Annotated in this window: 18 protein-coding genes; 4 read left to right on the top strand and 14 right to left on the bottom strand. The window is 58.5% G+C overall.

Annotated elements, in window-relative coordinates; all coding sequences use genetic code 11:
* Positions 1-156: 156 nt before the first annotated feature.
* From ABHU32_RS08005 to uvrA, 11 genes are all read right to left on the bottom strand, one after another.
* Complete coding sequence (locus tag ABHU32_RS08005) at positions 157-1,077, bottom strand: dihydrodipicolinate synthase family protein (protein ID WP_035138887.1); 921 nt, start codon at positions 1,075-1,077, stop codon at positions 157-159.
* Positions 1,078-1,145: 68 nt separating this feature from the next.
* Positions 1,146-1,997 carry an acetylxylan esterase gene (locus ABHU32_RS08000; RefSeq protein WP_346979580.1) on the bottom strand — a complete coding sequence of 284 codons (852 nt, stop codon included), beginning with the start codon at positions 1,995-1,997 and terminating at the stop codon, positions 1,146-1,148.
* Positions 1,990-2,967, bottom strand: coding sequence for an acetylxylan esterase (locus ABHU32_RS07995; RefSeq protein ID WP_138339845.1), 978 nt, complete (start codon positions 2,965-2,967; stop codon positions 1,990-1,992). Before ABHU32_RS07995 ends, ABHU32_RS08000 begins: the two co-directional genes overlap by 8 nt.
* Before the next feature lie 80 nt (positions 2,968-3,047).
* Positions 3,048-3,875 carry an ABC transporter ATP-binding protein gene (locus ABHU32_RS07990; RefSeq protein ID WP_346979579.1) on the bottom strand — a complete coding sequence of 276 codons (828 nt, stop codon included), beginning with the start codon at positions 3,873-3,875 and terminating at the stop codon, positions 3,048-3,050.
* Entirely contained in the window at positions 3,876-5,891 is a 2,016-nt protein-coding gene (locus ABHU32_RS07985) for a dipeptide/oligopeptide/nickel ABC transporter permease/ATP-binding protein (protein WP_035138893.1), read from the bottom strand.
* 3 nt (positions 5,892-5,894) lie between these two features.
* A complete protein-coding gene (locus tag ABHU32_RS07980) occupies positions 5,895-6,851 on the bottom strand; it encodes an ABC transporter permease (RefSeq protein WP_035138896.1) in 957 nt (318 codons plus the stop codon).
* A gap of 157 nt (positions 6,852-7,008) precedes the next feature.
* Positions 7,009-8,622, bottom strand: a complete 1,614-nt coding sequence (locus tag ABHU32_RS07975; protein WP_346979578.1) for an ABC transporter substrate-binding protein — start codon at positions 8,620-8,622, stop codon at positions 7,009-7,011.
* 365 nt (positions 8,623-8,987) lie between these two features.
* On the bottom strand, positions 8,988-10,928 hold the full coding sequence (gene uvrC / locus ABHU32_RS07970) for an excinuclease ABC subunit UvrC (RefSeq protein ID WP_346979577.1): 1,941 nt from the start codon (positions 10,926-10,928) through the stop codon (positions 8,988-8,990).
* A gap of 6 nt (positions 10,929-10,934) precedes the next feature.
* The gene (gene murJ / locus ABHU32_RS07965) at positions 10,935-12,515 is read right to left on the bottom strand and encodes a murein biosynthesis integral membrane protein MurJ (RefSeq protein WP_346979576.1); all 1,581 of its coding nucleotides are present in this window, start codon (positions 12,513-12,515) and stop codon (positions 10,935-10,937) included.
* A gap of 105 nt (positions 12,516-12,620) precedes the next feature.
* Positions 12,621-13,121: a Cys-tRNA(Pro) deacylase gene (ybaK, locus tag ABHU32_RS07960; RefSeq protein ID WP_006236166.1), complete on the bottom strand. Its 501-nt coding sequence runs from the start codon at positions 13,119-13,121 to the stop codon at positions 12,621-12,623.
* 132 nt (positions 13,122-13,253) lie between these two features.
* Positions 13,254-16,133 carry an excinuclease ABC subunit UvrA gene (uvrA, locus tag ABHU32_RS07955; RefSeq protein ID WP_346979575.1) on the bottom strand — a complete coding sequence of 960 codons (2,880 nt, stop codon included), beginning with the start codon at positions 16,131-16,133 and terminating at the stop codon, positions 13,254-13,256.
* A gap of 193 nt (positions 16,134-16,326) precedes the next feature.
* Between uvrA and ABHU32_RS07950 the strand changes: the two genes are divergently transcribed.
* From ABHU32_RS07950 to ABHU32_RS07935, 4 genes are all read left to right on the top strand, one after another.
* Positions 16,327-18,480, top strand: coding sequence for an LTA synthase family protein (locus ABHU32_RS07950; protein WP_346979574.1), 2,154 nt, complete (start codon positions 16,327-16,329; stop codon positions 18,478-18,480).
* A 145-nt stretch (positions 18,481-18,625) separates the two neighbouring features.
* On the top strand, positions 18,626-19,456 hold the full coding sequence (locus tag ABHU32_RS07945) for an Mrp/NBP35 family ATP-binding protein (protein ID WP_055310500.1): 831 nt from the start codon (positions 18,626-18,628) through the stop codon (positions 19,454-19,456).
* Positions 19,457-20,728, top strand: a complete 1,272-nt coding sequence (locus ABHU32_RS07940) for an NAD(P)/FAD-dependent oxidoreductase (RefSeq protein ID WP_346979573.1) — start codon at positions 19,457-19,459, stop codon at positions 20,726-20,728. It abuts the gene before it with no gap.
* Positions 20,729-20,808: 80 nt separating this feature from the next.
* Positions 20,809-22,449, top strand: coding sequence for an NAD(P)/FAD-dependent oxidoreductase (locus tag ABHU32_RS07935; protein WP_346979572.1), 1,641 nt, complete (start codon positions 20,809-20,811; stop codon positions 22,447-22,449).
* 65 nt (positions 22,450-22,514) lie between these two features.
* On the opposite strand, the gene uvrB is transcribed toward ABHU32_RS07935, so the two are convergent.
* The 3 genes from uvrB to coaE are packed head-to-tail and all read right to left on the bottom strand — an operon-like array spanning position 22,515 to position 26,022.
* Entirely contained in the window at positions 22,515-24,755 is a 2,241-nt protein-coding gene (gene uvrB / locus ABHU32_RS07930) for an excinuclease ABC subunit UvrB (protein WP_346979571.1), read from the bottom strand.
* Positions 24,756-24,806: 51 nt separating this feature from the next.
* Positions 24,807-25,388 (bottom strand): lytic transglycosylase domain-containing protein, encoded by a 582-nt coding sequence (locus ABHU32_RS07925; protein ID WP_022093787.1) that lies wholly within the window; start codon positions 25,386-25,388, stop codon positions 24,807-24,809.
* The gene (coaE, locus tag ABHU32_RS07920; RefSeq protein WP_161145582.1) at positions 25,381-26,022 is read right to left on the bottom strand and encodes a dephospho-CoA kinase; all 642 of its coding nucleotides are present in this window, start codon (positions 26,020-26,022) and stop codon (positions 25,381-25,383) included. The genes ABHU32_RS07925 and coaE overlap by 8 nt, the downstream gene beginning before the upstream one ends.
* Positions 26,023-26,271: the final 249 nt, after the last annotated feature.

The raw sequence follows: 26,271 nt of genomic DNA, 5'->3' as shown, positions 1-26,271 counted from the left end.
GATAAAAACAACTACAGGAAATGCGCCGTCAGGCTAGCCGTCACAGCGCGGTAAAGGTTTTCCAGGTGCCCGAGGTTGGGGTGAAAGTGGTCGGGCGTTGACCTAATGGGTCACGCCCGACCACTTGAGCCCCAAGATCGGGTGCCCGGGGAAGCTTTACAGGAGACCGTTGTCCTGGAGGACCTTCTTAATAGCCTCGACGTTCTCGCCGGTCATGGCCTTCACCGGGCGTGGCATGGTCGGGCTGTCGAAGATGCCCATGAGGTTCATAGCGGTCTTGAAGGCGCCGACGCCACCGGCATAGCCCTGGACGCCCGAGGTGACATCCCAGATGTGCGAAATCTCATTGAGGCGATCCTGCTCGGCCTTGACGGTAGCCCAGTCACCAGCCTGAGCGGCCTTCCACTGACGCACGTAGCCCTCGGGCTCAACGTTGGCGAGACCCGGGACGGAACCGTCGGCGCCACCGAGGTAGGCGCCGTCGACAACAACCTCGTGACCGGTGAGAATGCTCATCGGATGGCCGTTCTTCTCGTTCTCCTGAACGAGGTAGCGGAACGAGATGTCATCACCCGAGGAATCCTTGACGCCGGCCAGAACGCCCTCGGCGCCGAGCTTGGCAAGGAGCTTCCAAGGGAGCTTGGTGTGGACACACACGGGGATGTCGTAGGCGAAGATGGGCAGGTCGAGCTCCTCGTGCAGGATGCGGAAGTGCTCCTCAACCTCGGTCATGCCCTGCAGGGCATAGAACGGGCAGGTGGCGACAAGCGCATCGGCGCCCAGCTCCTGAGCGACCTTGCCGTGCTCGATCATGCGCTCGGTCTCGGTGTCGATGATGCCGACCAGAACGGGAACACGGTGGTCGACGATACGAACGGCCTCGGCGATAATCTGGCGACGGCGCTCGTCGGTGGAGAAGACGACCTCGCCCGAGGAGCCCAGGAAGAACAGGCCATCGACGCCGGCATCGATCATGCGGTTGATGCTGCGCTCAAAGGAGGCAACATCGAGCTGGTGGTCTTCGGTATCGGGAACAACGACGGGAGGGATAACGCCGGTGAATTTCTGAGTTGCCACAAGAATCTCCTTAGTTGTCTGGCGGGCAGCCCTATGCCGCCCACTCTTGTTGGCAGTGTCCAGGCCGTCTAGGCCAAAGAACACGGGTAGAACGTTTGGTTAAAGAAGTCGACGACTTCGTTTTCGAACGCATTGATGCGCTCGTGAGCGTATTTTGCATAGATGATATGCCTCCGGTCACACTCAAGACCGTTGAATACGGCAAACTGATCCTTGGGATCGCTCACGGTATCCATAAGCGATGTGCCCATGAGCACCGATCCGCGCACCCGAGGCGACAGCGCCTCGAGGCCGCCAGGAAGCGGATTGGCAACCGCCGTGCAGGCGAGGCCCCGCTCGTCCAGAGCAGAAACCGCCAGCGCGACTCCGCCGCCAAGACCCTCGCCCCATGCAAAGATGCGGTCGGGGTCCATGCCATCAAGATTGCGCGCCACCTTCGCCAGCGCGCAACCCCAACGGACGCGCTCGACAAAAGCGGGCGAAGAAATCCCCCGCTGCAGGTCGTCCGCACCAGCAACATCGTCATCCAGCGCGAGGACGGCATACCCCATGGCGGCAAATCTCGTCATGTGATGCCAGCCGCGCACAGGCCGATCGATGTCGTGGAACATCAGGCACAACGGCACGCGCTCAGATACTCGGGCACGACCGACAGGCTCGATCAAACGAGCGTGAATCGCATCGTCACCGAGCTCAAAGGAGACCTCCGAGTAACGGGCGCAGAGGTTAACAAAGTCAATCGCCGTAATGGCCAGGCCTTGAATCTCAAGATTCGAAGCGCATGCCTCTAAATCAGAAACATCTGCTTGGACATCACCGCGCCAGTCCCGATATTCTGCGAGCCTTGACGAAACCGTTCCAGGAATTCCCACGAGCCCGGGGACAATAAGCTCGTCAACATTGCTCTCGCACTTAGACATGAGCCTCCCCTCCCTTGCAGAAAAACGGAATGATCAAATCGTCAAAATCCTGAATCTCCTCGTGGCCAAAGCCTTCAAAGAACTCATGACGCTTTTCGCAGGTCAGGTTGTTATAGACCGCAAACTGCGTCGCTGGCGGACAGACGATATCGGCTGTGCCCGTGCCAAACAGCACGGGGCATTTGACCATAGGGGCAAAGTTCTTGGAATCGAAGTACGCCAGCTTGGCATAGGCTTCGTCAATACGAGTCGAGTCCTCGTCAAACCAGCGAGACCAATAGCGCAGGCCCTCGTAGGCAATGTCGTCGGCATCCAAATCCCAGACCAGGCGGAAATCTGACAGGAAGGGATAGAGGATGGCGGCACGATTGATAAGCTCGCTGTTAAGCGCACAGGTCGCAATGCCCAAACCGCCGCCCTGCGACGCGCCGTTCACAAACACACGCGCAAGATCGATGCCCTCGAGCTCGCGAACGATGCGGCACAGGATGCGAATATCTTGATGCAAGCGGACATAGTAGAGGTTGGCCGGGTCGCCGTCGATACCGGCGACGATATGACCGGCAACCGTTGTGCCCTCAAATCCACCAATGTCCTCGGAGGGACCTCCTTGGCCGGGGCAGTCGAGGGCGATGAGTGCCATGCCCATGCCCGCAAACGACGCCTGCTCAAACCAGCTGCGGCTTGCACCCGGATACCCATGGAACTGAAGTACCAATGGCACGGGCTCGTCCGAGACAGGTTTAAGGTATTTGGCATGCAGGCGCGCGCCACACATGCCGGTATACCAGAGGTCGAAAAGCTGGCAGGTCGCGGCATCGGCGACCGATGCCGTCTCGATCGCATAGTCAAGCCCGACGGCGTCGGCCTCAGCCATGCGATCCTTCCAAAAGAGATCGAAATCTGATGGACGGGGCATGGCGCCTCGGTATTCACCAAATTGATGTTGTAGCTCCTGAGCACTTGGCATGGCTCGTGAACCCAACCTTTCGAAATCGCAACGGAGGTGCGCCCGGCAAGGGAACCGGGCGCACGGGAGGGAAAGCGAGGCTACTCGCCGAGCTTGGGATGCAGCAGCGACGGCGCAGCGCCGAGCAGCATCTTGGTGTAGGGGTCCTGGGGGTGCTGGAAGACCTGTTTGGCCTCGCCCTGCTCGACGATCCTGCCGCCATTCATAACGATGATGTCGTCAGAGATATAGCGGACCGTCTGGATGTCATGGCTGATAAACACCATGGCCAGGCCGAGCTCCTTCTTAAGGTCGGTCAGCAGGTTCAGAATCTGCGCGCGGACCGAAACGTCCAGAGCCGAGGTGGGCTCGTCGGCGATGATGGCATCGGGGTTCAGCGACAGGGCACGCGCGATAGCCACGCGCTGGCGCTGACCACCCGAAAGCTGGCCGGGAAGAACCTCGGCGGCGGAGCTGGGCAGGCCGGTGAGCTCCAAGAGCTCCTTGACGCGCTTCTCCTGCTCGACCTCGGTACCCAGGTTGTGGACGCGCATGGGGTCGAGCAGTTGCTCGCGAACGACCATGCGGGGATTGAGCGCCGTGGCCGGGTTCTGGAACACGACCGAGATGACGCGACCCATGTGGCGACGGTCCTCGGCGGTACGTTTGGTAACGTCCTTGCCCTTAAAGTAGACCTTGCCGCTCGTGGGGGCCTGCAGGCCGCACATGACGTTGGCGGTGGTGGACTTACCGCAACCGGACTCGCCGACGATGCCGATCGTCTGACCGGGCATGAGCTTAATCGTTACACCCTGGACGGCGTGAACCAGGTTGGGGTGCAGAATCGAGCCGGTACGGGTCCTAAAGGTGACGTGGACGTCATCAAGGAAGATGATCGGCTCGACGCCGTTGACTGCGGTCTCGCTCATCTACATCACCTCCGCGTGAGGGGTCAAACCATTTGCCTTGAGCACCTCGTCGGGGAGCTCGGAATAGAAGTGCTCGGTGCCGGGCACGCGCTTGAAGACCGGACGGGTGTCCAGGCCAATACGCGGATGGCTCGAGCGGGGCGCGAAGCGATCGCCCTTGGGGAAATCGCGCGGGCTGGGAACGGCGCCGGGGACCTGGTGCAGACGGCCCGAGCCGCTCTCGATGGACAGAACGGAGCCCAGAAGACCGCGGGTGTACTCGTGGATCGGGTTAGTGAGCAGCTCCTTGGTGGGCGCCTGCTCGATAACCTGACCGGCGTACATAACCGTGATGTTATGAGCGACCTCGGCGACCAGCGCCAGGTCATGCGAAACGAAGATCATAGCAAAGCCGAGCTTGGCCTGAAGATCGTTGAGCAGCTTGATGACTTGCTTCTGGACGGTAACGTCCAGAGCGGTCGTAGGCTCATCGCAAATAACCAGCTTGGGGTCGCGGGTAAGGGCCATAGCGATCAGGACGCGCTGACGCTGACCACCGGAAAGCTCGTGCGGATAGCTCTCGAGCGTGCGCTTGGGATCGAGACCGACGAGCTCCAGGAGCTCCTCGGCGCTGCGGGTGCCGCCGCGCTTGGTGAGCTGCTTCATCTGGGCAGAGATGAGCATAGAGGGGTTGAGCGAGGACAGGGCGTCCTGATAGACCATAGCGATATCGGTACCGCGCAGGCCGAACCACTCCTTCTTGCTCATCTTGAGCAGGTCGCGGCCCTCCCAAAGGACCTCGCCGGAAAGATGCTCGTCATCGTCGGTCAGGCCCATGATGGCCAGCGTGGTGATGGACTTACCGCAACCGGACTCGCCCACCAGGCCCATGGTCTGACCAGGACGGACGTCAAAGTTGACATGGTCGACGACGTTGATATCACCGTGATGCTCAAACTGGATGCAGAAGTCACGGACCGAGAGAATCGGCTCGACAGACTCGTCGGGCACATGGCGATCGTCACGCTTGAGCTCGACATCGCGCAGGGCGCCAAGGCGAGCGGAGAGGGACTGGGCCTGCTCCTTGTAGGCGCGAACGGGGTCGGAGACCAGCAGGTCGGCCTCGCGACGCTTGGAGGAATCGGTCGGATCCAGGGCGGCGGAGGGAGCAGCAGCCATGGCGTCGGTAATACCCTCGGAGAGGATGTTGAGCGCCAGGCAGGTGATCATAATGGCCAGGCCCGGGAACAGTGCCTGCCACCAACGGCCGGCAAGCACGCCGCCGCGGGCGTCGGCAAGAATGTTGCCCCACGTGGCGGTGGGCTCCTGGATACCGGCGCCGATGAAGGTCAGCGAGGCCTCGAAGATGATAGCGTCGGCGACCAGGGTAACGGTGAAGACCATGATCGGGGCGATGCAGTTACGCAGAACATGCTTGATCAAAATCCACGGAGCCTTGGCGCCGGAAACGATGACCGCGCGGACATAGTCCTCGCCGTACTCGGACACGATGTTGGCGCGCACGATACGGGCGATCTGCGGAGTGTACATAAAGCCGATGGCGAAGATGATCGACGGCACGGAGTTGCCCAGGATGGAGACGAAGACGGCCGCGAGAGCGATGCCCGGGATGGACATGATGATGTCCAAGATACGCATGATCGTCTCGGAGACGGCCTTGCGCGAAACCGCCGCAAGGGCGCCCACGACCGAGCCGCAGACCAGAGCCATGGCAGTGGCGCCAAAGCCGATAATCAGCGAGTAACGACCACCGTAGAGCATGCGCGACAGGATGTCGCGACCCTTATCGTCGGTACCGAAGATAAATCCGTTGCCGGGAGCCTGGCGAGCCGTAAAGATCTCGACCGGGCTATAAGGGGCAAGAAGGGGCGCCAGAATCGCAGTCAGGGCGACCAGCACCAGCACGACGGCGGCAATCTTAGATGACAGCGTCATCTTCTTCCAGCCACCGAGCTTGAGCCCCTTGGAGGCAGCCTTCTCGAGCTGCTCGGTTTGCTTCTCTCGAATCTTTACCATAATCTACACCGTCCTGATGCGCGGGTTGATGAGCAGGTAGAGCATGTCAACCACGATGTTGATGATGATGAAGGCAAGAGCAACGACGATAACGACGCCCTGAACCAGGTTCGCCTCGTTGCCCTGAACGCCCTGCAGAATCGCGGTGCCCATGCCGGGGAGGTTGAAGATAACCTCGATGACGACGGCGCCGCCCATGAGGTAACCGATCTTAAGACCGAGGGTGGTGACCGGGGTGATCAGCGCATTGCGAAGAACGTTGATACCGACGACGACCTTCTCGGGAACGCCGGCGCCGCGAGCCATACGGACATAGTCCTTGTCGAGCTCCTCGACCATGGCGGTACGCACGATACGAGTCATCTGGCCCGTCAGCGGAAATGCCAAGGCGATAGCAGGCATGATCATACGTCCCAGATAGCCAACCGGATTCGTAGTGAAGTGAGGCAGGGCACCCGATGCCGGGAGCACCTTAAGGTAGGAAGAGAACAGCAGGATCAACAGAACGGCAAGCCAGAACGACGGGGTTGCCAAGCCGGCGATGGAAAAGACGCGGATCACTTGGTCCGGCCATTTGTCGCGATACAGTGCCGCGATGACGCCGAGCAAAAACGAAACGACCGCACCGATGGCAAGACCGATAAAGGTCAGCTGCATCGTGACGGGCAGGGCCGTGGAGATGCGCTTGGCAACAGAGTTGCGAGCAGCACCATAGGTGCCCATGTCGCCATGGATCAAATCGCCCATATAGCGCACGTAGCGCACGGGCCAGGGGTCGTCCAGACCATACTTCTCATGGTACTCGGCAACCGCCTCGGGCGAGGCACCGTCACCCAACGCCGTGTAGGCGGGGTCGGTCTTGGAGAACGACATAAGGAAGAACACCAGGACGGTGACGCCCAATGCCATGATCGGCAGCGCCACAAGACGCCTTCCAATCAAACGTAGCAAGTTGTTCACGTTCTCTCCCCTTTCTTTTGTCGGTAGGACCAACTGGTATATGAGTACGGATACTCATTACAAGACCCGAGCGACATCGTTGCCGCCCGGGTCTTTGTTTCAACTATGAGGATACGGTCCCAACGACCGACATCCTGCATACAGACTCAAGCGAGTCTTACGCCTTGACGGTCGCAACGCCCCTGAAGGACATGCTCGTCGTGCCGATGCCCTTGAAGCCATCGAGGGCCTCGCCGTTGGGCGCAGTGGACGGATCGTCCCAGAAAGCGGAGACGGTCTTGACGTGGACAACGGGGTACAGAACGGCGTTGTCAGCGATGATGTCGAAGCACTCGTTCCACTTCTTCTGCTGCTCGTCGCCCTCGGCGGCAAGAGCCTCGTCCATGAGACCGTGGAGCTTCCCCCACTCAGCGGAATCCTTCCACGGGCAACGGGTCTGCATCCAGACGTTGTCACCGTACCACCAGTTGAGCAGCAGGTCGGGGTCGGCGCCGAAGCAGGACGGATCGCCAGGGGCAAGGAGGATATCGTAGGCCTCGCCGCCGTCGATGGCAGCGTAGGTGGCCGGCGAGGTATCGGTCTGGATGGTCACATCGAAGCCGAGAGCGTCGAGGTCGTTCTTGACCTGGGCGGCCATGCCCTTGATCTGCTCGTTGTCGGTGGTGCGCAGGGTGATGGCGCCCGGGGTGATGCCAGACTCTTCGATGAGCTTCTTGGCCTTCTTGGTGTCAGTCTTGTACACCGTGGAAGCCTCATGATAGTTGGTGAAGCTCTTGGGCAGGTAGCAGCTGGCAGCGGTGGCAAGGCCGGCGAAGGTGTTGGTGATCATCTTCTCGGTGTCGAGCGCGTACATGACGGCCTGACGGACCTTGACGTTGTTCCAAGGCTCCTTGGCGACGTTGAACATGATGAAGCGGGTGCCGAAACCCTGAACGTTATCGATCTTGCAGCCAGCGCTCTCGAGCTGGTCGACGGCGTCAGCGGTGACGAGCTCCATAACGAGCGTGGAGCCCTCCTGCTGAGCGGTAACGCGAGCGGTGGGGTCGGTCAGGATGCTGTACTGAATCTTCTTATCCTCGGCAGCATACTCACCGTTGTACTCGGGGTTGGGAACCAGAGTGATCTCGGTATCGGAGATAGAGTCGTACATCCAGGGGCCGGAGCCGATCGGCTGCTTGGCGCGCTCCTCCTCGGCCTGGGTAGCCGGGGTAACGCGGATGATGGCCAGACGATCCTTGAGCAGGGAGAAGTTGGGGACCTTGGTCTTGACCGTTACAGTGCTGGCGTCCTTGGCCTCGATGGACTCGAAGGGCTGGAAGAACGGAGCATAGGTAGCGGAAGCAGCACAAGCGGTGTAGGAGGCAACGACGTCGTCAGCAGTGACCTCGGTGCCATCGGAGAACTTGGCGCCCTTGCGGATGGTGACCTCGAAGGTAGTGTCGTCCACGGACTTGGGATCGTCGGTGGCGAGCTCGTTGAAGGTGCTGTAGTCGTGGTAATCGATGCCGTAGAGGCCCTCGATAACGTGCCAGTTAGCACCCAGGCCCACAGCGGAGCCGGTGCTGGCGGGGTCGAAGCTGGACGGAGCGTAAGCGGAACCAGCGGTGATCACGCCGCCGCCACGGTTGGCGGAATCGGTGGAACCGGAAGCGGAACCCTCGTCGCTAGAGCTGCCACCGCAGCCGGTGAGACCAAGCCCTGCGACAGCAGCGACGCTGCCGGTGAGGCCGAGGAACGAACGCCTGGACATACCCTTGTTGATGATGGCCATGTCTTCTCCTATCAATAGAGAATCTTACCCGGGAGCACCTAGACTTGCCCCCGCGCAACTTGCGGACGATATATACCTTACCTACCGACGGACCCAACTGAGGTGCCGCGCTCGGCGACCGATACATACATACGCTTGAACGGTATTTACTACCGTTCACCGAATTCATTGACAAACGATTCGCCAGACAGTATGTATCGACGAGGTGAGATATCAGTCTTCGTCAACCCGCAGGATAGCAGGGTTGTTCACCATGACTAGTCAAACGTTTTAGCGTTAATAAAACCCGAAACCAGCAGGCAATCATGGCGAAATAAATGGTTGAAAATCACGCAATCATGTATATCAGTAGTTTAGGCTCGTGTTTAGCTATCGGAATGGCCAGCCGCCGCCTCGGCGCGCTCGGCATTCCACGCAACGAGCGCCTCATGGACCGCCTTGGCAACATCGGCGGGTATGCCGCGAACTTCCGCGATCTCTTGCTCGCTCGCCGCGCGCAAACGCTTCATCGAGCCAAAATGGCGCATAAGGGCACGTTTTCTGGTGGGTCCCACGCCTGGAACGTCATCGAGTACCGAAACCGTCATGGCTTTATCACGCAACTCACGATGGAATGTGATTGCAAAACGGTGCGATTCATCGCGCACCTGTTTAATTAGATAGAGCGACGCGGACCCGGTCGGAAGCACGACGGGAGTCTCGTCCCAAGGCACAAAAACTTCCTCATCGGCCTTTGCCAAGCCACAAACTGGTATATCGAGCCCAAGAGCCTCAAGTTGCTTGATCGCAGCGGTCAATTGCGGCTTACCTCCATCGACAACGAGCAAATCGGGGCGCGAGCCAAAGCGCTCGTCGGTCATGCGCTCGGGAGCATAGCGTCGTCCCAAAACCTCGGACATCGACACGAAGTCGTTTGCCTCGTCCAATTCGGCCTGAATTTTAAAACGACGGTACTGGCTCTTGTCAGCGCGCCCGTTGGTAAACACCACCATCGAGGCGACGGTAAAGGTTCCGTGCAGCGTCGAGATATCGAAGCACTCGATACGCATCGGCGGCGCCGGCAGCGCCAGCGCGCTTTCGAGCTCCAGGAGCGCTTGATTGGTGCGGTCGTCAGCGTACCCCGTGCGCATCATGTAGCGCATGAGGGCATGGCGCGCATTTTTGGAAGCCATATCGAGCAGGCGGTGCTTTTCGCCGCGCTGCGGCCTATGGAGATGGCAAGAGCGTTCGCGCTTGCCTGCAAGCCACTCCCCCAACGCTTCGGCATCCTCAAGCTCGACAGAAAGATTGATCTCGGCTGGAATATCAGCCGTCTCGTCGTAATAGCGCTTAAGAAAGCCCGATTGAAGCTCTTCCTCGTCGACATCCAGGCCTTTATCGAGGATGAACTCGCAAGTTCGAACCGTTCGGCCCTCGCGAACGACAAAGACACACGCGGCAGAGATAGTCTCTTCGCGATAGAAGCCGATGACGTCGATATCGACGCTTGATGGAAAAACGACCTGTTGGCGATCGTCCAGGCCCCTAATGACTTCCAGGCGACGCTTGACGCGCGCCGCACGCTCAAAATCGAGCGTCTCGGCTGCCTCCGTCATCTCGGACGTAAGCTCGTCGACGACATCCTTGCGATGGCCCGACAAGAAGCGTTCGACACGCTTGACGTTCTTGGCATAGTCGGCAGGGGAAATCGCGCCGACGCATGCGCCCGGCCCGCGCCCGACATGGTAGTCAAAGCAGGGACGCCCGTTTTGCGCGCAAATCATATTGACGATGTCTTCTTCGCCCTTATGAGATTCGACGATGCGGCGGCAGCGGCGCCATTCAGCACAGGATGCCGAGCAAATAGGAATAACCTTGCGTAGCGTATCGATGGTCTCACGCGCCGCACGGCTATCGGTATAGGGGCCAAAATAGCGCGTGCCGGGCTTATGGCGCTCGCGCGTGTATTTAATAGCGGGAAATAGATCGCTTTTAGTGATGGCGATAAAGGGATAGCTTTTATCGTCTTTGAGATCGACGTTAAAGTACGGATGGTACTGGCCAATCAGGTTGCGCTCGAGTACAAGCGCCTCATGCTCGGTTTCGACAACGATGTAGTCAAAGCTCGCAACCAATTGCATCATGAGCGGTATTTTTTGGCGCTCATCCTGCAGCGTCACGTATTGACGCATACGGGCACGCAAGTTTTTTGCCTTGCCCACATAGATGACATCGCCCTTGGCATCTTTCCAAAGGTAGCAGCCGGGTTGCGTGGGAACGCGCGAAACCTGTTCGGCAAGTGTTGGAATGTTGTCGTGACCTGCCACGCGCACCTACTTGCGACGAAGCAGCGCCGAGACCTCGGGCATCTTAAAGACGAAGGCAAGGCCAAAAGTCACAGCGAGCGAGACAACGCCTGCAACACAAACGTAGCCCAGGGTAATGAGGATCGAGCTGCCAAGCGCTCCGACAAAGTGCTCAAGTGCCCACATAACGCCGGCGCCCGCGGCAGCGCCCAAGCCACCGAACAGTAGGCCGAAGAAACCGCCATGCAGGATAGACTTGACCTGAAGGCCATGCAGACGACGGCGCAGCCACCACAGTGAGCATCCGACCAAGACCACGTAGTCAACGACGTACGAAAGCGCAATTGCCGGCATACCGTAGCCCAGCACCACGCCAAACAGCAGCACCGAACCGGCCTGACCGATAGCTGAGTACAGGCAATAGCGGCTATAAGGTTTCATATCGAGCAGGGCCGAGAAGCTCTTCTGCATCAGCACGACCACGCCGTAGAGCGGCAGGGAAAGTGCCAGATAGATAAGGAACTCCGACACCAGCGCCACACCGGATTCATCGAACTTGCCGGCGCAGTAAATCATGTTGAGCGGACGCGCGAAGACGATCAGATACAGCGCAAACGGAATCAGAAAGAAGAGCATCTGGGCAACACCGCGCGAAATGCCCGTACGGACGCTGTCGTAATCCTTCTCCTGCGCATCGTGAGAGAGTTCGGTATAGAGTGCCGTCGAAAGCGAGGCGGCGATCAGCGCATAGGGCAATGTGTACCACAGGCGCGCATATGCGATGACGGAAGGGCCGGTCTCGGGCTGCACCACCAGCGCGGCGGCATTGGTAATAGAGGTCGAGACAAACATGCACACCGTGGCGAGCAGCGTCGGGATACCAAGCGCGATCGTCTGTCGCAGTGCGGGGTCCTTAAAGTCGATATGGATATGAGGATGCACGCCATGCTTGCCAAGCGCGGGAATCTGGCAGGCCATCTGGACAAAGACGCCGAGGGTCGTACCAGCTGCGATCAAGATAATACCGGCCTGCTCGCCAAATTGTGCAGACACGGGAGCAAAGCCCATAAAGCTGGCGATGACGATGACATTGTTGAGAACCGGAGCAAACGTCGACCAGAAGTAGTCGCGGTGTGCGTTGAGAACGCCCGAGAACACCGAACCCAAGCCATAAAACAGAATTTGGATAGCAAAGAAGCGGAACATGAACGCAGCGGAATCCATGCTGCCGCCATCGCCCGAAAGGAACGACTGCGTCCAAATAAAGCCGGGAGCAAACACGGTACCCAGCACCGAGATGCCACCCAGCAGCAGAAGCAGAATACCGAGCAGGTTACCGACATACTCGTTCGATGCCTCGCGACCCTGCTCACGCCTCACGCCCATGTACACGGGCAAAAACGCCGTCACGAGCATGCCGCCCATCACGAGTTCGTAGAGCATATTGGGCAGGTTGTTGGCGACCTGATAGGAGGACGAGAGTAGCGACATGCCAATAGCGGCCGCCATTGCCCACGTTCGGATAAAACCGGTAACGCGAGACACGATGGTCAGGATGGTCATAAGCCCGGCGGAACGACCAACCGTGGAGTAGTCCGACGAGCCCATGTCGTCAGTGTCATCTCGAGACGAAGAAGCTTCGGATGAGGGCGTCTGAGGCGCAGATTCTTTTGCAAAATGAGCTCCGCACTTCAATTCTTCCTGCGGCATCGCTCAGTCCTCTCTCGTAATCGCGGCAACCGTCGCCCCGCAAAATGCAATTAAATCATCGGGTGCAAGCTCGAGCTGATAACCACGCTTGCCTCCCGAAATAAAAATGGTATCCCAAAGGACGCATGTCTCATCAATGAGCGTCCGGTAGCGTTTTTTCATACCGACCGGGCTGCAGCCGCCACGAACGTAGCCAGTCGCCGCAAGCAAATCCTTCACATGCATCATGGCCAAGGACTTCTCCCCCGCGGCACGCGCGGCGGACTTTAGATCGAGCTCGTCGGCAACAGGGATGCAGCACACGACATAGTCGTTGGACGGTGTCACGCAGACCAAAGTCTTAAATCCTTGACCGGGCTCCTCGCCAAGCTGCTCCGAAATCGCAACCCCCAGGCCCACCGACTCATCACCATCGTCTTCGTACGTATGTAGAACATAGGAAATGCCGGCGCTTTCCAGCTCGCGCATCGCATTGGTTTTTGGCGTCTTTACAGCCTTTGCCATGACATATCCTTTCCCTCGCATTCGGACGCAAGGATTAAGTATATGTCCAATTCGACTGCATACGTCACTTCGGCACAGCAAGCGCCATCGAATCACAAGGAGTCGATGGCGCCCATAAACTGAATCGCCTATTTATTGAGCATCAAGTTGAGCCTGACGCTCCCGGTCACGCCTGAGCAACGGCGCCAAAAACTTGCCCGTATAACTCTGCGGACAGTCCGCAACCTGCTCCGGTGTGCCCGAAACCACGACGGTTCCGCCGCCGTTACCGCCCTCGGGACCCATATCGATCAGGCGGTCGGCAACCTTGATGACATCAAGGTTGTGCTCAATCACCAGCACCGTGTTGCCCGCATCGACCAAGCGCTGCAGCACATCGAGCAGCTGGCGGACGTCCTCAAAATGAAGGCCGGTCGTCGGTTCGTCCAAAATATAGAACGTCTTGCCCGTCTGGCGTCGATGAAGCTCCTTGGCGAGCTTCACACGCTGCGCCTCGCCGCCCGAGAGCGTCGTGGCGGGCTGGCCCAGGCTCACGTAGCCTAAGCCTACATCGTACAGCGTCTGGAGCTTGCGCTTAATCTGCGGGATATTCCCAAAGAAGGCCAGCGCCTCGGTGACGCTCATGTCGAGCACGTCCGAGATGGTCTTGCCACGGTAGGTGACCTCGAGTGTCTCGCGGTTGTAGCGTTTACCGCCGCAGGCTTCGCAGGGAACGTAGATATCGGGAAGGAAGTGCATCTCGATCTTGATCTGTCCGTCGCCCTTGCACGCCTCACAGCGCCCGCCACTCACATTAAAGGAGAAACGACCCGGCGAGTAGCCGCGCGCCTTCGACTCCGGCGTACTCGCAAACAGCGCGCGAAGATCATCCCACAGGCCGATATAGGTAGCAGGGTTGGAACGCGGCGTGCGGCCAATCGGCGACTGGTCGATATCGATAACCTTATCGATACACTCGATGCCCTCGATTTTCTTATACGGACCCACAGGGCGCGTCGAACGGTGAATGACATTCGTAAGGGCAGGCGCAATGGTGTCGGTAACCAGGGAGCTCTTGCCCGATCCCGACACGCCGGTAACAACCGTAAGCGTACCAAACTCGATCTTGGCGGTAACGTTTTTGAGGTTGTTGGCTCGAGCGCCCGTAATTTTAAGGCAGCCGCGACCGGGCTTGCGCCGTTCATCAGGCACCCGAATCATTCGTTTACCGGTCAGGTAAGCGCCCGTCATCGACTCAGGACACGCCATGATATCGGCAGGCGTTCCCGCCGCGACTACGTGCCCGCCGTTGACGCCGGCTCCGGGCCCCATGTCGATCACGTAGTCGGCGGCACGGATTGTATCCTCGTCGTGTTCGACAACGATAACGGTATTGCCGATATCGCGCAGGCGCTCGAGCGTCTTAATCAGGCGCTCGTTGTCACGCTGATGAAGACCGATCGAGGGCTCGTCCAGAATATAGAGCACGCCCATGAGACCCGCGCCAATCTGCGTTGCCAGTCGAATACGCTGTGCCTCGCCACCGGAAAGCGTCGCCGAGGCACGATCGAGTGTCAGATAGTCGAGTCCAACATCGACCAGAAAACGCAAGCGCTCCAGGATTTCCTTGACGATACGGCCGCCGATAAACTGTTGGCGCTCGGTGAGTTCCAGGCCCTCAAAAAACTCGAGCGACTCACGGCACGACAGGCAACAAACCTCGTAAATGGACTTGCCGCCCACGGTGACGGCGAGCATCTCAGGGCGCAAACGAGCGCCGTGGCAGCTCGAGCACGGCTCCTCGCGAATGTACTTCTCCAGGCGCGCCTTGGTGTTCTCGTTCGTCGTCTCGGTATAGCGTTCGTACAGGATGTTGCGAACGCCCGAAAACTTGGTATCCCACTGGCTGCGACGTCCGTCGAGCTTTTGGTAGTCGACCGAGATCTTCGTATCGCCCAGGCCATCCAAAAATGCACGACGCACGCGAGGGGGCAAGTCCTCCCACGGCGTATCGGCGCTCACCTTAAAGTGTTTGCAGACCGCAGCAAAAATCTGCGGATAGTAGTTCGAATTGCCAAACAGGCTACCAAAGACTCCGTCGGCAATGGACTTCGAGGGGTCCTCAATCAGCGCCTCGGCATCAACGGTTTTCTTAAAGCCCAGGCCGTCGCACTCAGGACATGCGCCATAGGGCGCGTTGAACGAGAAATCACGCGGCTGCAGGTCATCGATGGAGTGTCCATGCTCCGGGCACGCTAACGCCAGCGAATACTCCAGCAACTCGCCTTCGGTCCCCTCGGGAGCGTCGCGGTCGGGCAGCAAGTATACGTTCACATTGCCGTGCGCCAGCGCAGTCGCTTGTTCAACGGACTCGGCAATACGGCCCAGCGAGTTCTCGCGAATCACGATGCGGTCGACTACGACCTCGATATCGTGCTTGAACTTTTTGTCCAGATCGATCGGGTCGTCGAGCGAGCGCACTTCGCCGTCAACGCGCACGCGGCTAAAGCCCTCGGCGCGAAGGTCCTCAAACAGTTTGGTGTACTCGCCTTTTCGCCCGCGCACCACCGGTGCCAGCACAAACGCGCGGCGGCCCTCCCCCGCCGCCAAGACCTTGTCGGCAACCTGGTCGGTCGTCTGGCGCTCAATGACGCGGCCGCATTCGGGACAGTGCGGGGTGCCCACACGAGCGAACAGCAGGCGCAGATAGTCATAAATCTCGGTTACGGTGCCAACCGTCGAGCGAGGGTTTTTAGACGTCGTCTTTTGGTCGATCGACACCGCCGGCGAAAGGCCGTCGATTGAATCCAAGTCGGGTTTGTCCATCTGGCCCAAGAACTGGCGCGCATAGCTCGAAAGGCTCTCGACGTATCGACGCTGGCCCTCGGCATAGATAGTGTCAAATGCCAGCGAGCTCTTGCCCGAGCCAGAAAGACCGGTAATGACCACGAGTTGGTCACGCGGAATGGAAACATCGATATCACGGAGGTTGTGCTCACGAGCGCCGCGAATAACGATAGAAGAATCAGACATGGAAGCTCCTTGCCTCCTATTGCATCGAATCATACTGCCGATGAGTTTAGCGCACTCGACGCGCACAGATGTTCGTAATACAAGATTCGCAGACCTTTAGCTTTGCGTATCGGGTGCTTTGTTTCTCGAAATGCCGTGGAAAGGTTACGGTAATCTAATACTGAACTTAATTTGCTGTAACAGAGGAACGTCCATGACCGAAGATATCCCCCTTGAAATCACTTCGAGCGACATGGCCAATCTGCCCATATTCATCGCCGTCCTTATCGTGGCCATCGTCGTGGTGCGCGTATATTTTTCAATCAAACACAATGAAAAGCCGCCCATTGCCCGCGTCTTTTGGTGCGCGACGCTCCTCATCCCGCTCGGCATGGTAGCTGCATGGATTACGAATCAATTGCTCGTAAATGAGGACAATTCCCTATGGGTCCTTTCTTATTCGGCGCTCGGTGCTACCGCCGTCATACTTCTTGTCGAGCCCTTGGTTTCGGGACTTATCGACCAAACCGATCTTGCGACGGGAACGGTTGCCTGTATTTGCCGTGACATCCTTGTCATCGCCGCTGTTTCAGCGCTCTCGTTCGTTTCACTCGAAATTGCCTGTAACGAAACGTTCTATCGCATTCCCGCCAACTCATTCGGGTTTTCCGTCGGGCTGCTCGCGACGGTTCTGCTCTCCCTTTATTTGCTGGGACAGCGTCATGGAGGCGTCATGGCCCTCGTGCCCGTCGCCTGTTGCATCCTTGGCATTGCCGAGCACTTCGTCATAACGTTTAAAGGCGAGGCCATCCTGCCAAGCGATATCTTGGCCCTTGGCACCGCAATGGAAGTGAGCGAGGGATACGAGTTTACCTTTACCGCCGGAATCGTAACCTCTCTCGCCCTGCTGGAGATTTCCCTGGGGCTTCTTTCGCTTATCCGACCGAGAAAGCTCCGTACGCCCACCCATGTCTTCCCCGCAATCGCCGCTAACCTCTGCGCTTTTCTGCTAGTGACCGTTGTGGGGCTCTCGGGCTTTTCCAGCATCGACTTGGAGCAGGCGCTGAATTTTGGATTTGACCGTTGGCAGCCCATCACCACGTATGCGTCTCAGGGTTTTATCACTTCGTTCACCGAAATGGTCAACGAGTTGCCCATTGAGAAGCCCGAAGACTATACGCCCGATGAGGCGCAGAGCATCGAGCAGGAGCTCTCCGCCACCTACGACAGCACGTATGGCTCGAGCGAGCAGCGCGCGGCGGCCGTTGCCCAGTTCAATGAAATCAAGCCGACGATTGTTGCCGTCATGAACGAGAGTTTTAGCGACCTTTCGTGCTTTGAGCAGCTCCAGGCGGCCGGGTACACCGGCCCCGCATTCTACAACTCGCTTCCCGACACACTTGTTCGCGGCACCATGCTCGCTTCGGTCGCCGGTGGCGGAACGGCGAACTCCGAATTCGAATTTTTGACCGGAGCGACAACGGCCTTTGTCGGATTAGGCAAAATCCCCTATCAGCTATATCAGATGAATGGTGTCAACAGTCTGGCAAAGGACCTTAAGGAGCTTGGGTATACCGCTACCGCTATGCACCCGCAAAACCCCGTCAACTACCATCGAGATAAAATCTATCAGCAGCTGGGCTTTGGAGACTTTCTTTCGATCGGCGATTTCGAAGGTGCGCCCTGTTACCATGCCGGCGTATGCGACTACGCCACCTATGACAAGATACTCGACCTGCTGAGGACCGACGACGCTCCGCAGTTCATCTTCGATGTCACGATGCAAAACCATGGCGGATACGATGTCGGCACCGTTCCCGCCGAAGAGCTGACAAACTATTGGGTCGAGGGAGCCAGCGAGGGCGCCAATAGCGCGCTCAACACCTATCTCACCTGCATCAACGCATCCGACCGGGACCTCGAGTACTTTATCAACGAGCTCCGCAATATCGGCAGACCGGTTGTCCTTGTCTTTTTTGGCGACCATCAGCCGAGCGCCGCAACGACTCTCAACGACGAGCTGTACCCTCAGGAAGATACGGCAAGCCACGCTTTCCGTATCTATCAGTCGACATATTTTGTCTGGGCTAACTATGAAATCGCCGGCAATACCGAGCTCAACGTCTACGACACCGTCGGGGCAAACGAGATTGCAGCCATTACCCTTAATAAGATCGGCGCCCCGCTCACCGACTATCAAAAGGCTCTGCTTGCAACAAGGTCAGATGTGCCCACCATCAATGTCGCCGGCTACCTTGGTGCCGACGGGCTGCGCTACGACTTGGAATCTGAAGACAGCCCATACGCCTCGACGATCGACAAGCTGCAGCGCATGCAATATCTCGAGTTCGCCAGCAAAGTTCAGTAAGCCCGCCCATTCGCTTGGACCCATCGTATTGCAAGCACGCTCGGCCCAAATGCATCGCAAATGACTCCCGCTCGCAAACGAGGGTACAATGACGCTCGTGTCACATCACGGGGCCCCAGCCCCAACATATACAAAGGAGTCATACATGGGTTGCGAGCACGCACAGGCCGCCGGCGGACAAACGTCGCCGTCGCAATTTGAGGAGAACACGCTGTCCGAGGTCAAACGCGTCATCGCCGTACTTTCCGGCAAGGGCGGTGTCGGCAAGTCGTTTGTCACTGGTGCCATCGCCACCGAGCTTGCCCGTCACGGCCACAAGGTCGGCGTCCTCGATGCCGACATCACCGGTCCCTCTATCCCCAAGATGTTCGGTATGAGCGGACGCCACGTCCATGCCCTTGGCAACCTTATGCTGCCCGAAATCTCCGAGCACGGCGTCAAGGTGATGAGCTCCAACCTTCTGCTCCAAAACGAGACCGACCCCGTCCTTTGGCGCGGTCCGGTCATCGCAGGCGCCATTAGGCAGTTCTGGAGCGAGACCTCATGGGGCCCCATCGACTACCTGCTGGTCGACATGCCTCCGGGAACAGGCGACGTCGCTCTCACCGTCTTCCAGTCACTGCCCGTCGACGGCATCGTCATCGTCACGAGCCCGCAGGATCTGGTCTCGATGATCGTCGCCAAGGCGGTCAACATGGCCGAGAAGATGAACGTCCCCATTCTGGGCATCGTCGAAAACATGAGCTATATTGAGTGCCCCGACTGCGGCAAGAAGATCGAGGTCTTTGGCAAGAGCAAGCTCCCCGAGGTCGCAGAACGCTATAACCTCGACATCTTGGGCACGCTTCCCATCAATCCGTCACTCGCCGAGGCCTGCGATAAGGGCGAGGTCGAGACCGCGCTGCCCGATGGCATGTTGCCCAAGGCAGTCTCTGCCGTCGAGGCCATTACCCCGCACGAGACCGACGAGGCCTAAGTGAACACGAGCGCCTTCTATGACGTCCTGGTAATCGGCGGCGGGGCTTCAGGCCTCGCCGCCGCCATTACGGCCGCACGTGCTGGCAAAAGCGTCTGCATCGTTGAGTGCGATGTCGCCTGCGGCCTTAAGCTCCTTGCGACCGGCAACGGCCGCTGCAACCTCTCCAACGAATCGATTGATCCACAGCGGTATAACCACCCCGCATTCGTTGAATCCGTTATGGGCCCCCGGCCCGAACAAGAGCTTATGGGTTTCTTCTCCTCGCTGGGCATCATGACAACCTCCGAGGAAGGCCGGCTGTACCCGCGCTCCCTTCGCGCCGAATCGGTGCGCGACGCGCTTCTCAACGTTTGCGACCGCCTAGGTATCACCTTAATCTGCGGAGCCAACGTTGCCTCGGCGCACAAAGCTTCCGAAGGCTGGACACTCCAAATAGACCGTCCAGCGCGGGCACTCAAGGCAAAGAAGCACGACGACCGAAAATCGGAGCTCCGCTCGCTTCGGAAAGCGCTCACCGATGTCCCTCGCAAGAACGAGGCCCTGGAGGCACATGCCGTAATTATCGCCACGGGCGGCAACCCCACCGGTATCGCCGATACGTTTGGCCTCCCCCTCACCTCGCTGCGCCCCATCCTCTGCCCCGTATCGGCAACGGTCGTTGGCGATCGGGCGGCACTCAAGACGTTGGATGGTCTGCGCGTCCGCGCCCGCTTGACGCTCACCCGTAACCATAGTGAGCTCTGGCACGAAGACGGTGAAGTACTGTTTCGAGCCTTCGGCATCTCGGGCGTCGCTGTCTTCAACCTCTCCCGTCGTATCCAGCGCGGTGATACCATCCTGCTCGACGTTTTCCCCGACCTCTCCAAAGACGAGCTGCTCGATATGCTCAACCGGCGCGTTGAGCTGCTCGGCGGCTTTTCGCCCCGCGATCCCCGTTGGCTCGACGGCATGCTCGCCCCGCAACTCTCCCGCGTCGTCTGCACGGCGTTCGAGCAGTGCCATCCAGGCTCCAACGATGTCATCCACCTGGTCTCGATCCTCAAGCACTTTAAGTTGCTCGTCGAGGGAACAGCCGAGGAGCGCTCGGCGCAGGTCACGCGTGGTGGCGCATCTGTCGAGAGTATCTCAACACCCAGTCTACGCGCGCGCAGCGTTGTCGACGCCCCGCTTTACGTCTGTGGCGAAGCGCTCGACATCGACGCCGATTGCGGAGGCTTTAACCTTGCGTGGGCATGGCTCTCGGGCATTCGCGCTGCAAGCAGCCTGTAGCCGCGCAGTCTATAATCAAAAACGCATTCGGGCCGTCTGGGATACCGGACGGCCTCTTTCTTGCCTCTAAGGAGACCTCGATGATCGAAATCACCCAAGTCAACGCTTCGCTCGATGAAGCCGGCGATGAAAATGCCTGCCTCATTGTTGGCAAGCGAGTCGCCAAGCGCGTCCTACGTTGCAAGGACTCCGAGATCAAGTCCATCGAGCTCCACCGCAAGTCAATCGACGCTCGCAAAAAACGAGACGTCCATTTTATCCTGAGCTTTCGTGTTGAGCTGACCAGTCCCCACCTCGAGCGAGAAGCGGTCGACAGCGTTTCCGAACGTGACCGCTCGCGCGTACGCGCGATAGAAGACGATGAGCCTTCATTCCCCTTCCCCATTTCCGACGCATCCAAAGAGCGCCCCGTCGTTGTCGGCGCCGGATGCGCCGGCCTTTTCGCTGCGCTCACGCTCGCCGAAGCAGGTCTTAAGCCCTTGCTTATCGAGCGCGGCGACCCGGCATTTCGCCGCTCGCAGGCGATCGACCTCTTTCTAAAGGAGCGCATCCTCGACCCCGAGAGCAATATTCAGTTTGGTCTGGGCGGCGCGGGGACCTTCTCGGACGGCAAGCTCAATACGGGAACAAAAAATCCCGCCCATCGCCTTATCCTCGAAACCTTCGTCGAGGCAGGTGCGCCCCGCGATATTCTGTGGGATGCCAAGCCGCACATTGGCTCCGACATCCTTCCCACGGTTGTCACCGCTATATCCCGGCGCATTGAGCAGCTCGAAGGTGTCGTCCGTTATCGAACGAAGCTCGTCGACATTCGCATCGACGCGTCTGGCGCCATCACCGGCATTGATGTCCAATCGTCCCAAGACGCCGTTTACGAGCCAATCGAGACAAAGCACCTCATCCTCGCCTGCGGGCATTCCGCTCGCGATATTTTTGAGCTCCTTAAGAGCCACAACGTGGCCCTCGCACAAAAGACCTTTGCCATGGGCGTTCGCATCGAGCATCCGCAACGCGACATCGACCGAGCCCAATATGGAGCCTCGGCGGGACATCCTGCCCTCGGAGCAGCCCCCTACAAGCTCGTCGCCCATCTTCCCAACGGCCGCAGCGTGTTCTCGTTTTGCATGTGCCCCGGCGGACAGGTTGTTGCCGCCTCTTCAGAACCGTGCCATCTGTGCGTCAACGGGGCCAGCCTCAATGCCCGCGACGGACGCAACGCAAATGCCGCCCTGCTCGTTAACGTCACGCCTGAGGACCTTCCCAACGATGACCCGCTCGCCGGCATCGAGCTCCAGCGTGCCTGCGAGGCGGCCGCCTATCGCCTGGGCGGTTCCAACTGGAACGCACCGGCACAACTCGTCGGAGATTTCCTCGCAGGACGCGGCAGTAAGGCGCCCGGAAAGGTAAAGCCCACCTATCCGCTCGGTGTGACCTGGACGGCAATTGACGAAGCCCTGCCGCAGCATATCGTCGAGTCGCTCCGCCTGGGACTTCCCCTACTCGGAAAAAAGCTACGAGGCTACGACCGTCCCGATGCCGTTCTTACCGGCGTGGAGACTCGTTCGAGCTCACCGGTCACTGTCACCCGAGACCGAACGTGCCATGCCGTGTCGACCCCGGGCCTCTACCCTTGTGGTGAGGGAGCTGGATATGCCGGCGGCATCATGAGCGCGGCCACCGACGGCATCCGTTGTGCTGAAGCCCTGATCGCAGACCTCTAACGCACGAATTCCAGCGCGCAAAAGACATAGGCCCCGAGCTCCACAGGGAACTCGGGGCCTGTTCGCTATTTCTTAAACCGTGCACCCTGGCGTTTTCTGCCCGATGCGAACGTGGAACCCTTACGGGCCTGCGAACGTAAGCGCTCGATCGTCTCGCCCTCAGACGCACCCTCGAGCATCGCCCGAATCTGAACGACGGCATCGCGCAGACGCGCCGCCTCCTCAAAGTCCATGGCGGCAGAAGCGTTACGCATGTCCTCTTCCATGGTTTCGACGATCCGCACGAGCTCGTCATGCGGCAGTTCTTCCAACTGCTCCGCAAGCGTCTGCTCGGGCGCCACCGTTTCCGGCACGCCGCCCTCACCCGACTCATCGGGCGTATAGAATGCGCCATGGCCAAGAGAGTCGCCCTTCGAGCGCCCCTTGGAACCCACGGTTTTTTCGGCCTCGGCAATAAAACTTGAGATGTCGTTAATGGCCTTGTGCACTGTTTTGGGCACAATGCCATGCTCTTCGTTATATGCCATCTGAATCTCACGACGGCGCCGCGTCTCCTCGATGGCCTCTTTCATCGAATCGGTCACAACGTCCGCATACATGATGACTTCGCCATCGGCGTTACGGGCCGCACGGCCAATCGTCTGAATCAGCGAACGGCGGTTGCGCAAGAAGCCTTCCTTATCGGCATCGAGAATTGCCACCAGTGAGACCTCGGGGAGATCCAAACCCTCGCGAAGCAGGTTGATGCCAACGAGAACATCGATCTTGCCCTCGCGCAGCGTTCGCAAGATCTCGACACGGTCCATTGTCGCCGTATCAGAGTGCATGTAATTGACCTTAATGCCCGCATCAAGCAGATGGTCGGTCAGGTCCTCGGCCATGCGCTTGGTCAACGTGGTCACCAGCACGCGCTCCTTGCGTGCAACGCGCTCGCGAATCTCGTCCTCAAGATCGTCAATCTGCCCACGAACCGGACGCACATCGATCTTGGGATCGAGCAGACCGGTCGGACGAATAATCTGCTCAACGTCGTTCTGGCTAACCCGCAGCTCATAGTCACCCGGTGTTGCCGAAACGTAGATGAACTGGGGAATCCTCGCCTCAAACTCATCGAAACGAAGCGGGCGGTTATCGAGCGCCGAGGGCAGGCGAAAACCGTGTTCCACCAGCGTCACCTTACGCGAGCGGTCACCTTCGTGCATACCGCGAATCTGCGGCACCGTCACATGGCTCTCATCGATGATGCAGAGCATATCCTTAGGAAAGAAATCGATTAGGGTAAACGGCGGCTCACCCGGCTTGCGACCGTCCAGATGACGCGAGTAGTTCTCGATGCCGTTGCAAAAGCCCATCGTCTCGAGCATCTCAAGATCATAATCGGTGCGCTGCTGCAGACGTTGCGCCTCGAGCAACTTGTCGGTCGCCTTGAGCTCCGCCACGCGCTTCTCGCACTCTTCGCTGATCGATTTCAGAGCCGCCTTGACCTTCGGCTTCTCGGTCACGTAGTGCGATGCCGGCCATACGGGGATTGCCTCGTACTCACGAAGCATCTCACCGGTGACCTCATCGATCTCGGCAATCAGCTCGACCTCGTCGCCAAAGAACTCAAACCGCAACGGATGCTCGGCATAAGGCGGATACACGTCGACAACATCGCCGCGCACGCGGAACGTGCCGCGTGCCAGGTCATAGTCATTGCGATCATATTGAATGTCGATAAGTGCATGGATAAAGTCATCGCGCTCGAGCGGCACCTTCTTGTCGACGTTTGGAGCTAGGCCCGCATAGTCCTCTGGAGAGCCGATGCCATAGATACACGAGACCGATGCGACAACGATCACATCGCGTCGAGAGAGCAGTGACGCGGTCGCCTGATGGCGCAGCATCTCGACCTCTTCGTTAATCGAGGAGTCTTTCTCGATATATGTATCGCTTTGCGGCACATACGCCTCGGGCTGATAGTAGTCGTAGTACGAGACGAAGTAGACCACAGCGTTGTTGGGAAAGAACTCTTTGAGCTCGCTCGCAAGCTGAGCGGCGAGCGTTTTATTCGGAGCCATGACCAGCGTCGGCTTTCCCAGGGCCTCAATAGTCTTTGCCATCGTGAAGGTCTTGCCCGAACCAGTCACGCCCAGCAAAACCTGATAGCGGTCTCCGTCCCTCACACCCTGCACAAGCGACTCAATGGCTTTAGGCTGAGAGCCTGCAGGGTCATAGGGAGACACGACCTTAAACGGCACGTCAGAGCCTTCAACGCCAAAACGCTTAAGTTCACCACCAACGCGTTCTACTTCAAATTCCGCCATGGATACTCCTAACTCATATATCTGCAGTATACGCAGGCGGCAGGCATAGTCCTATACGAACCGATCGGGATAGAGGGTCTTGTAGCGAACCCAGGCATTATTGACACGAATCAGATACGCCTGCGTCTCGGGAAAGGTGATTGCATTATGAAGCGACGTACTCTGCTGCGCCCATCCGTCGACATTGCCCATGCCGGCGTTATAGGCGGCAATGGCACTGTCAGTCGACCCGTTAAAATACGCTAGAAGATACGAGAGATACGCACAGCCAAACTCGATATTCGTAGCCGGATCGTTAAGGTTGTCGGCCGAATACTCGCCACCGTCGACAAGGCCCTTGGCGATCATATCCTGGGCAGTCTCGGGCATCAGCTGCATCAATCCCTGAGCACCCTGATTCGACTCGGCCTCGGGATCCCAATTCGATTCAGACTTAATGACAGCGCACACCAGATACGGATCCAGATTATGCGAAATACTGGATTGCTTTACATACGCCTCGTAGTCAATCGGATACAGCGGCTTAAAGAAAGCGGCAGGAGCATACGAGTAAACGAATGAGATAAGGCCGAAGGCAAAAACGGCAGCCAGCGGTATAAGGCGATACCACGTAAGGAAACGTGTCTTAGGCATCGGCCTCCTCCTTATCCACTACATCCCCGAACCCATGGCGCGAAAGCCATGCGTCCAGTTGTTCAAAGAGCGAGTTATCGTCTGCCGCATTGTCAATCACAGTTGTAGCGAGATTGCACAGCGCAGACTCTTCGGGCTGGCAAGCAGAACGGGCATCGAAATCAGATGGCTCCATGCCACGTTGAATAGCGCGCTCGCGACGAACTGACAAAGGGGCGCTGATGACCAAAATTTCATCAGCCAAGCCAAATGCATCCTCAAAACCAGTCGGAGCAGAAACCTCGACCACTGCAAAGCGATAACGAGGAGATGAAACCGTACAACAAACCGGATCGAGAATCCTAAGCGAAAGCTGTTCAATGAGAACGGGATGCACAATGCCATTGAGCCGTGCGACCGAATCAGGAGAAGCAAAAGCTCGAGAAGCGAGGATGTTGCGGCGAATGCCGCCATCCTCATCCAAAATGTCCCAACCGAATTCATCCGCGAGAGCATTGACGATATCAGAGCCCGGCACATACAGCGATTTTGCAAGCTCATCCAGATCGATAAGCATAGCGCCACGAGATTCGAAATAGCGGCAGGCAGTCGACTTACCCGAAGCAATATTGCCCAAGACAAATACGGTAAACATCAAGCCCTCCCTAACGCCAATGCGAGTAATTATCGCTCAAATACTCTAGAAGGACTCAAAATACAGCCAAACAGTAAGAGCGCATACGGGGGAGCTAGGTCCCAAAGTACACCGTGTGTACAACGCAAAAAAGGGGGAGGCCGCGAGGCCTCCCCCTTCTCAGTTCAAGCGTACGGCTCGGTGCCGTCCACCGGTCAGCGGCGCCCTGGCCTCCCACGGGCTGACCCCGCAGTACTCTCGGCGCGATGG

Origin of the sequence: Collinsella aerofaciens (assembly GCF_039758965.1) — a bacterium.
Lineage (GTDB): Bacteria > Actinomycetota > Coriobacteriia > Coriobacteriales > Coriobacteriaceae > Collinsella > Collinsella aerofaciens_BR.
Note: the sequence above shows the minus strand (reverse complement) of the source record. Positions and strands in the feature narration are given on the sequence as shown.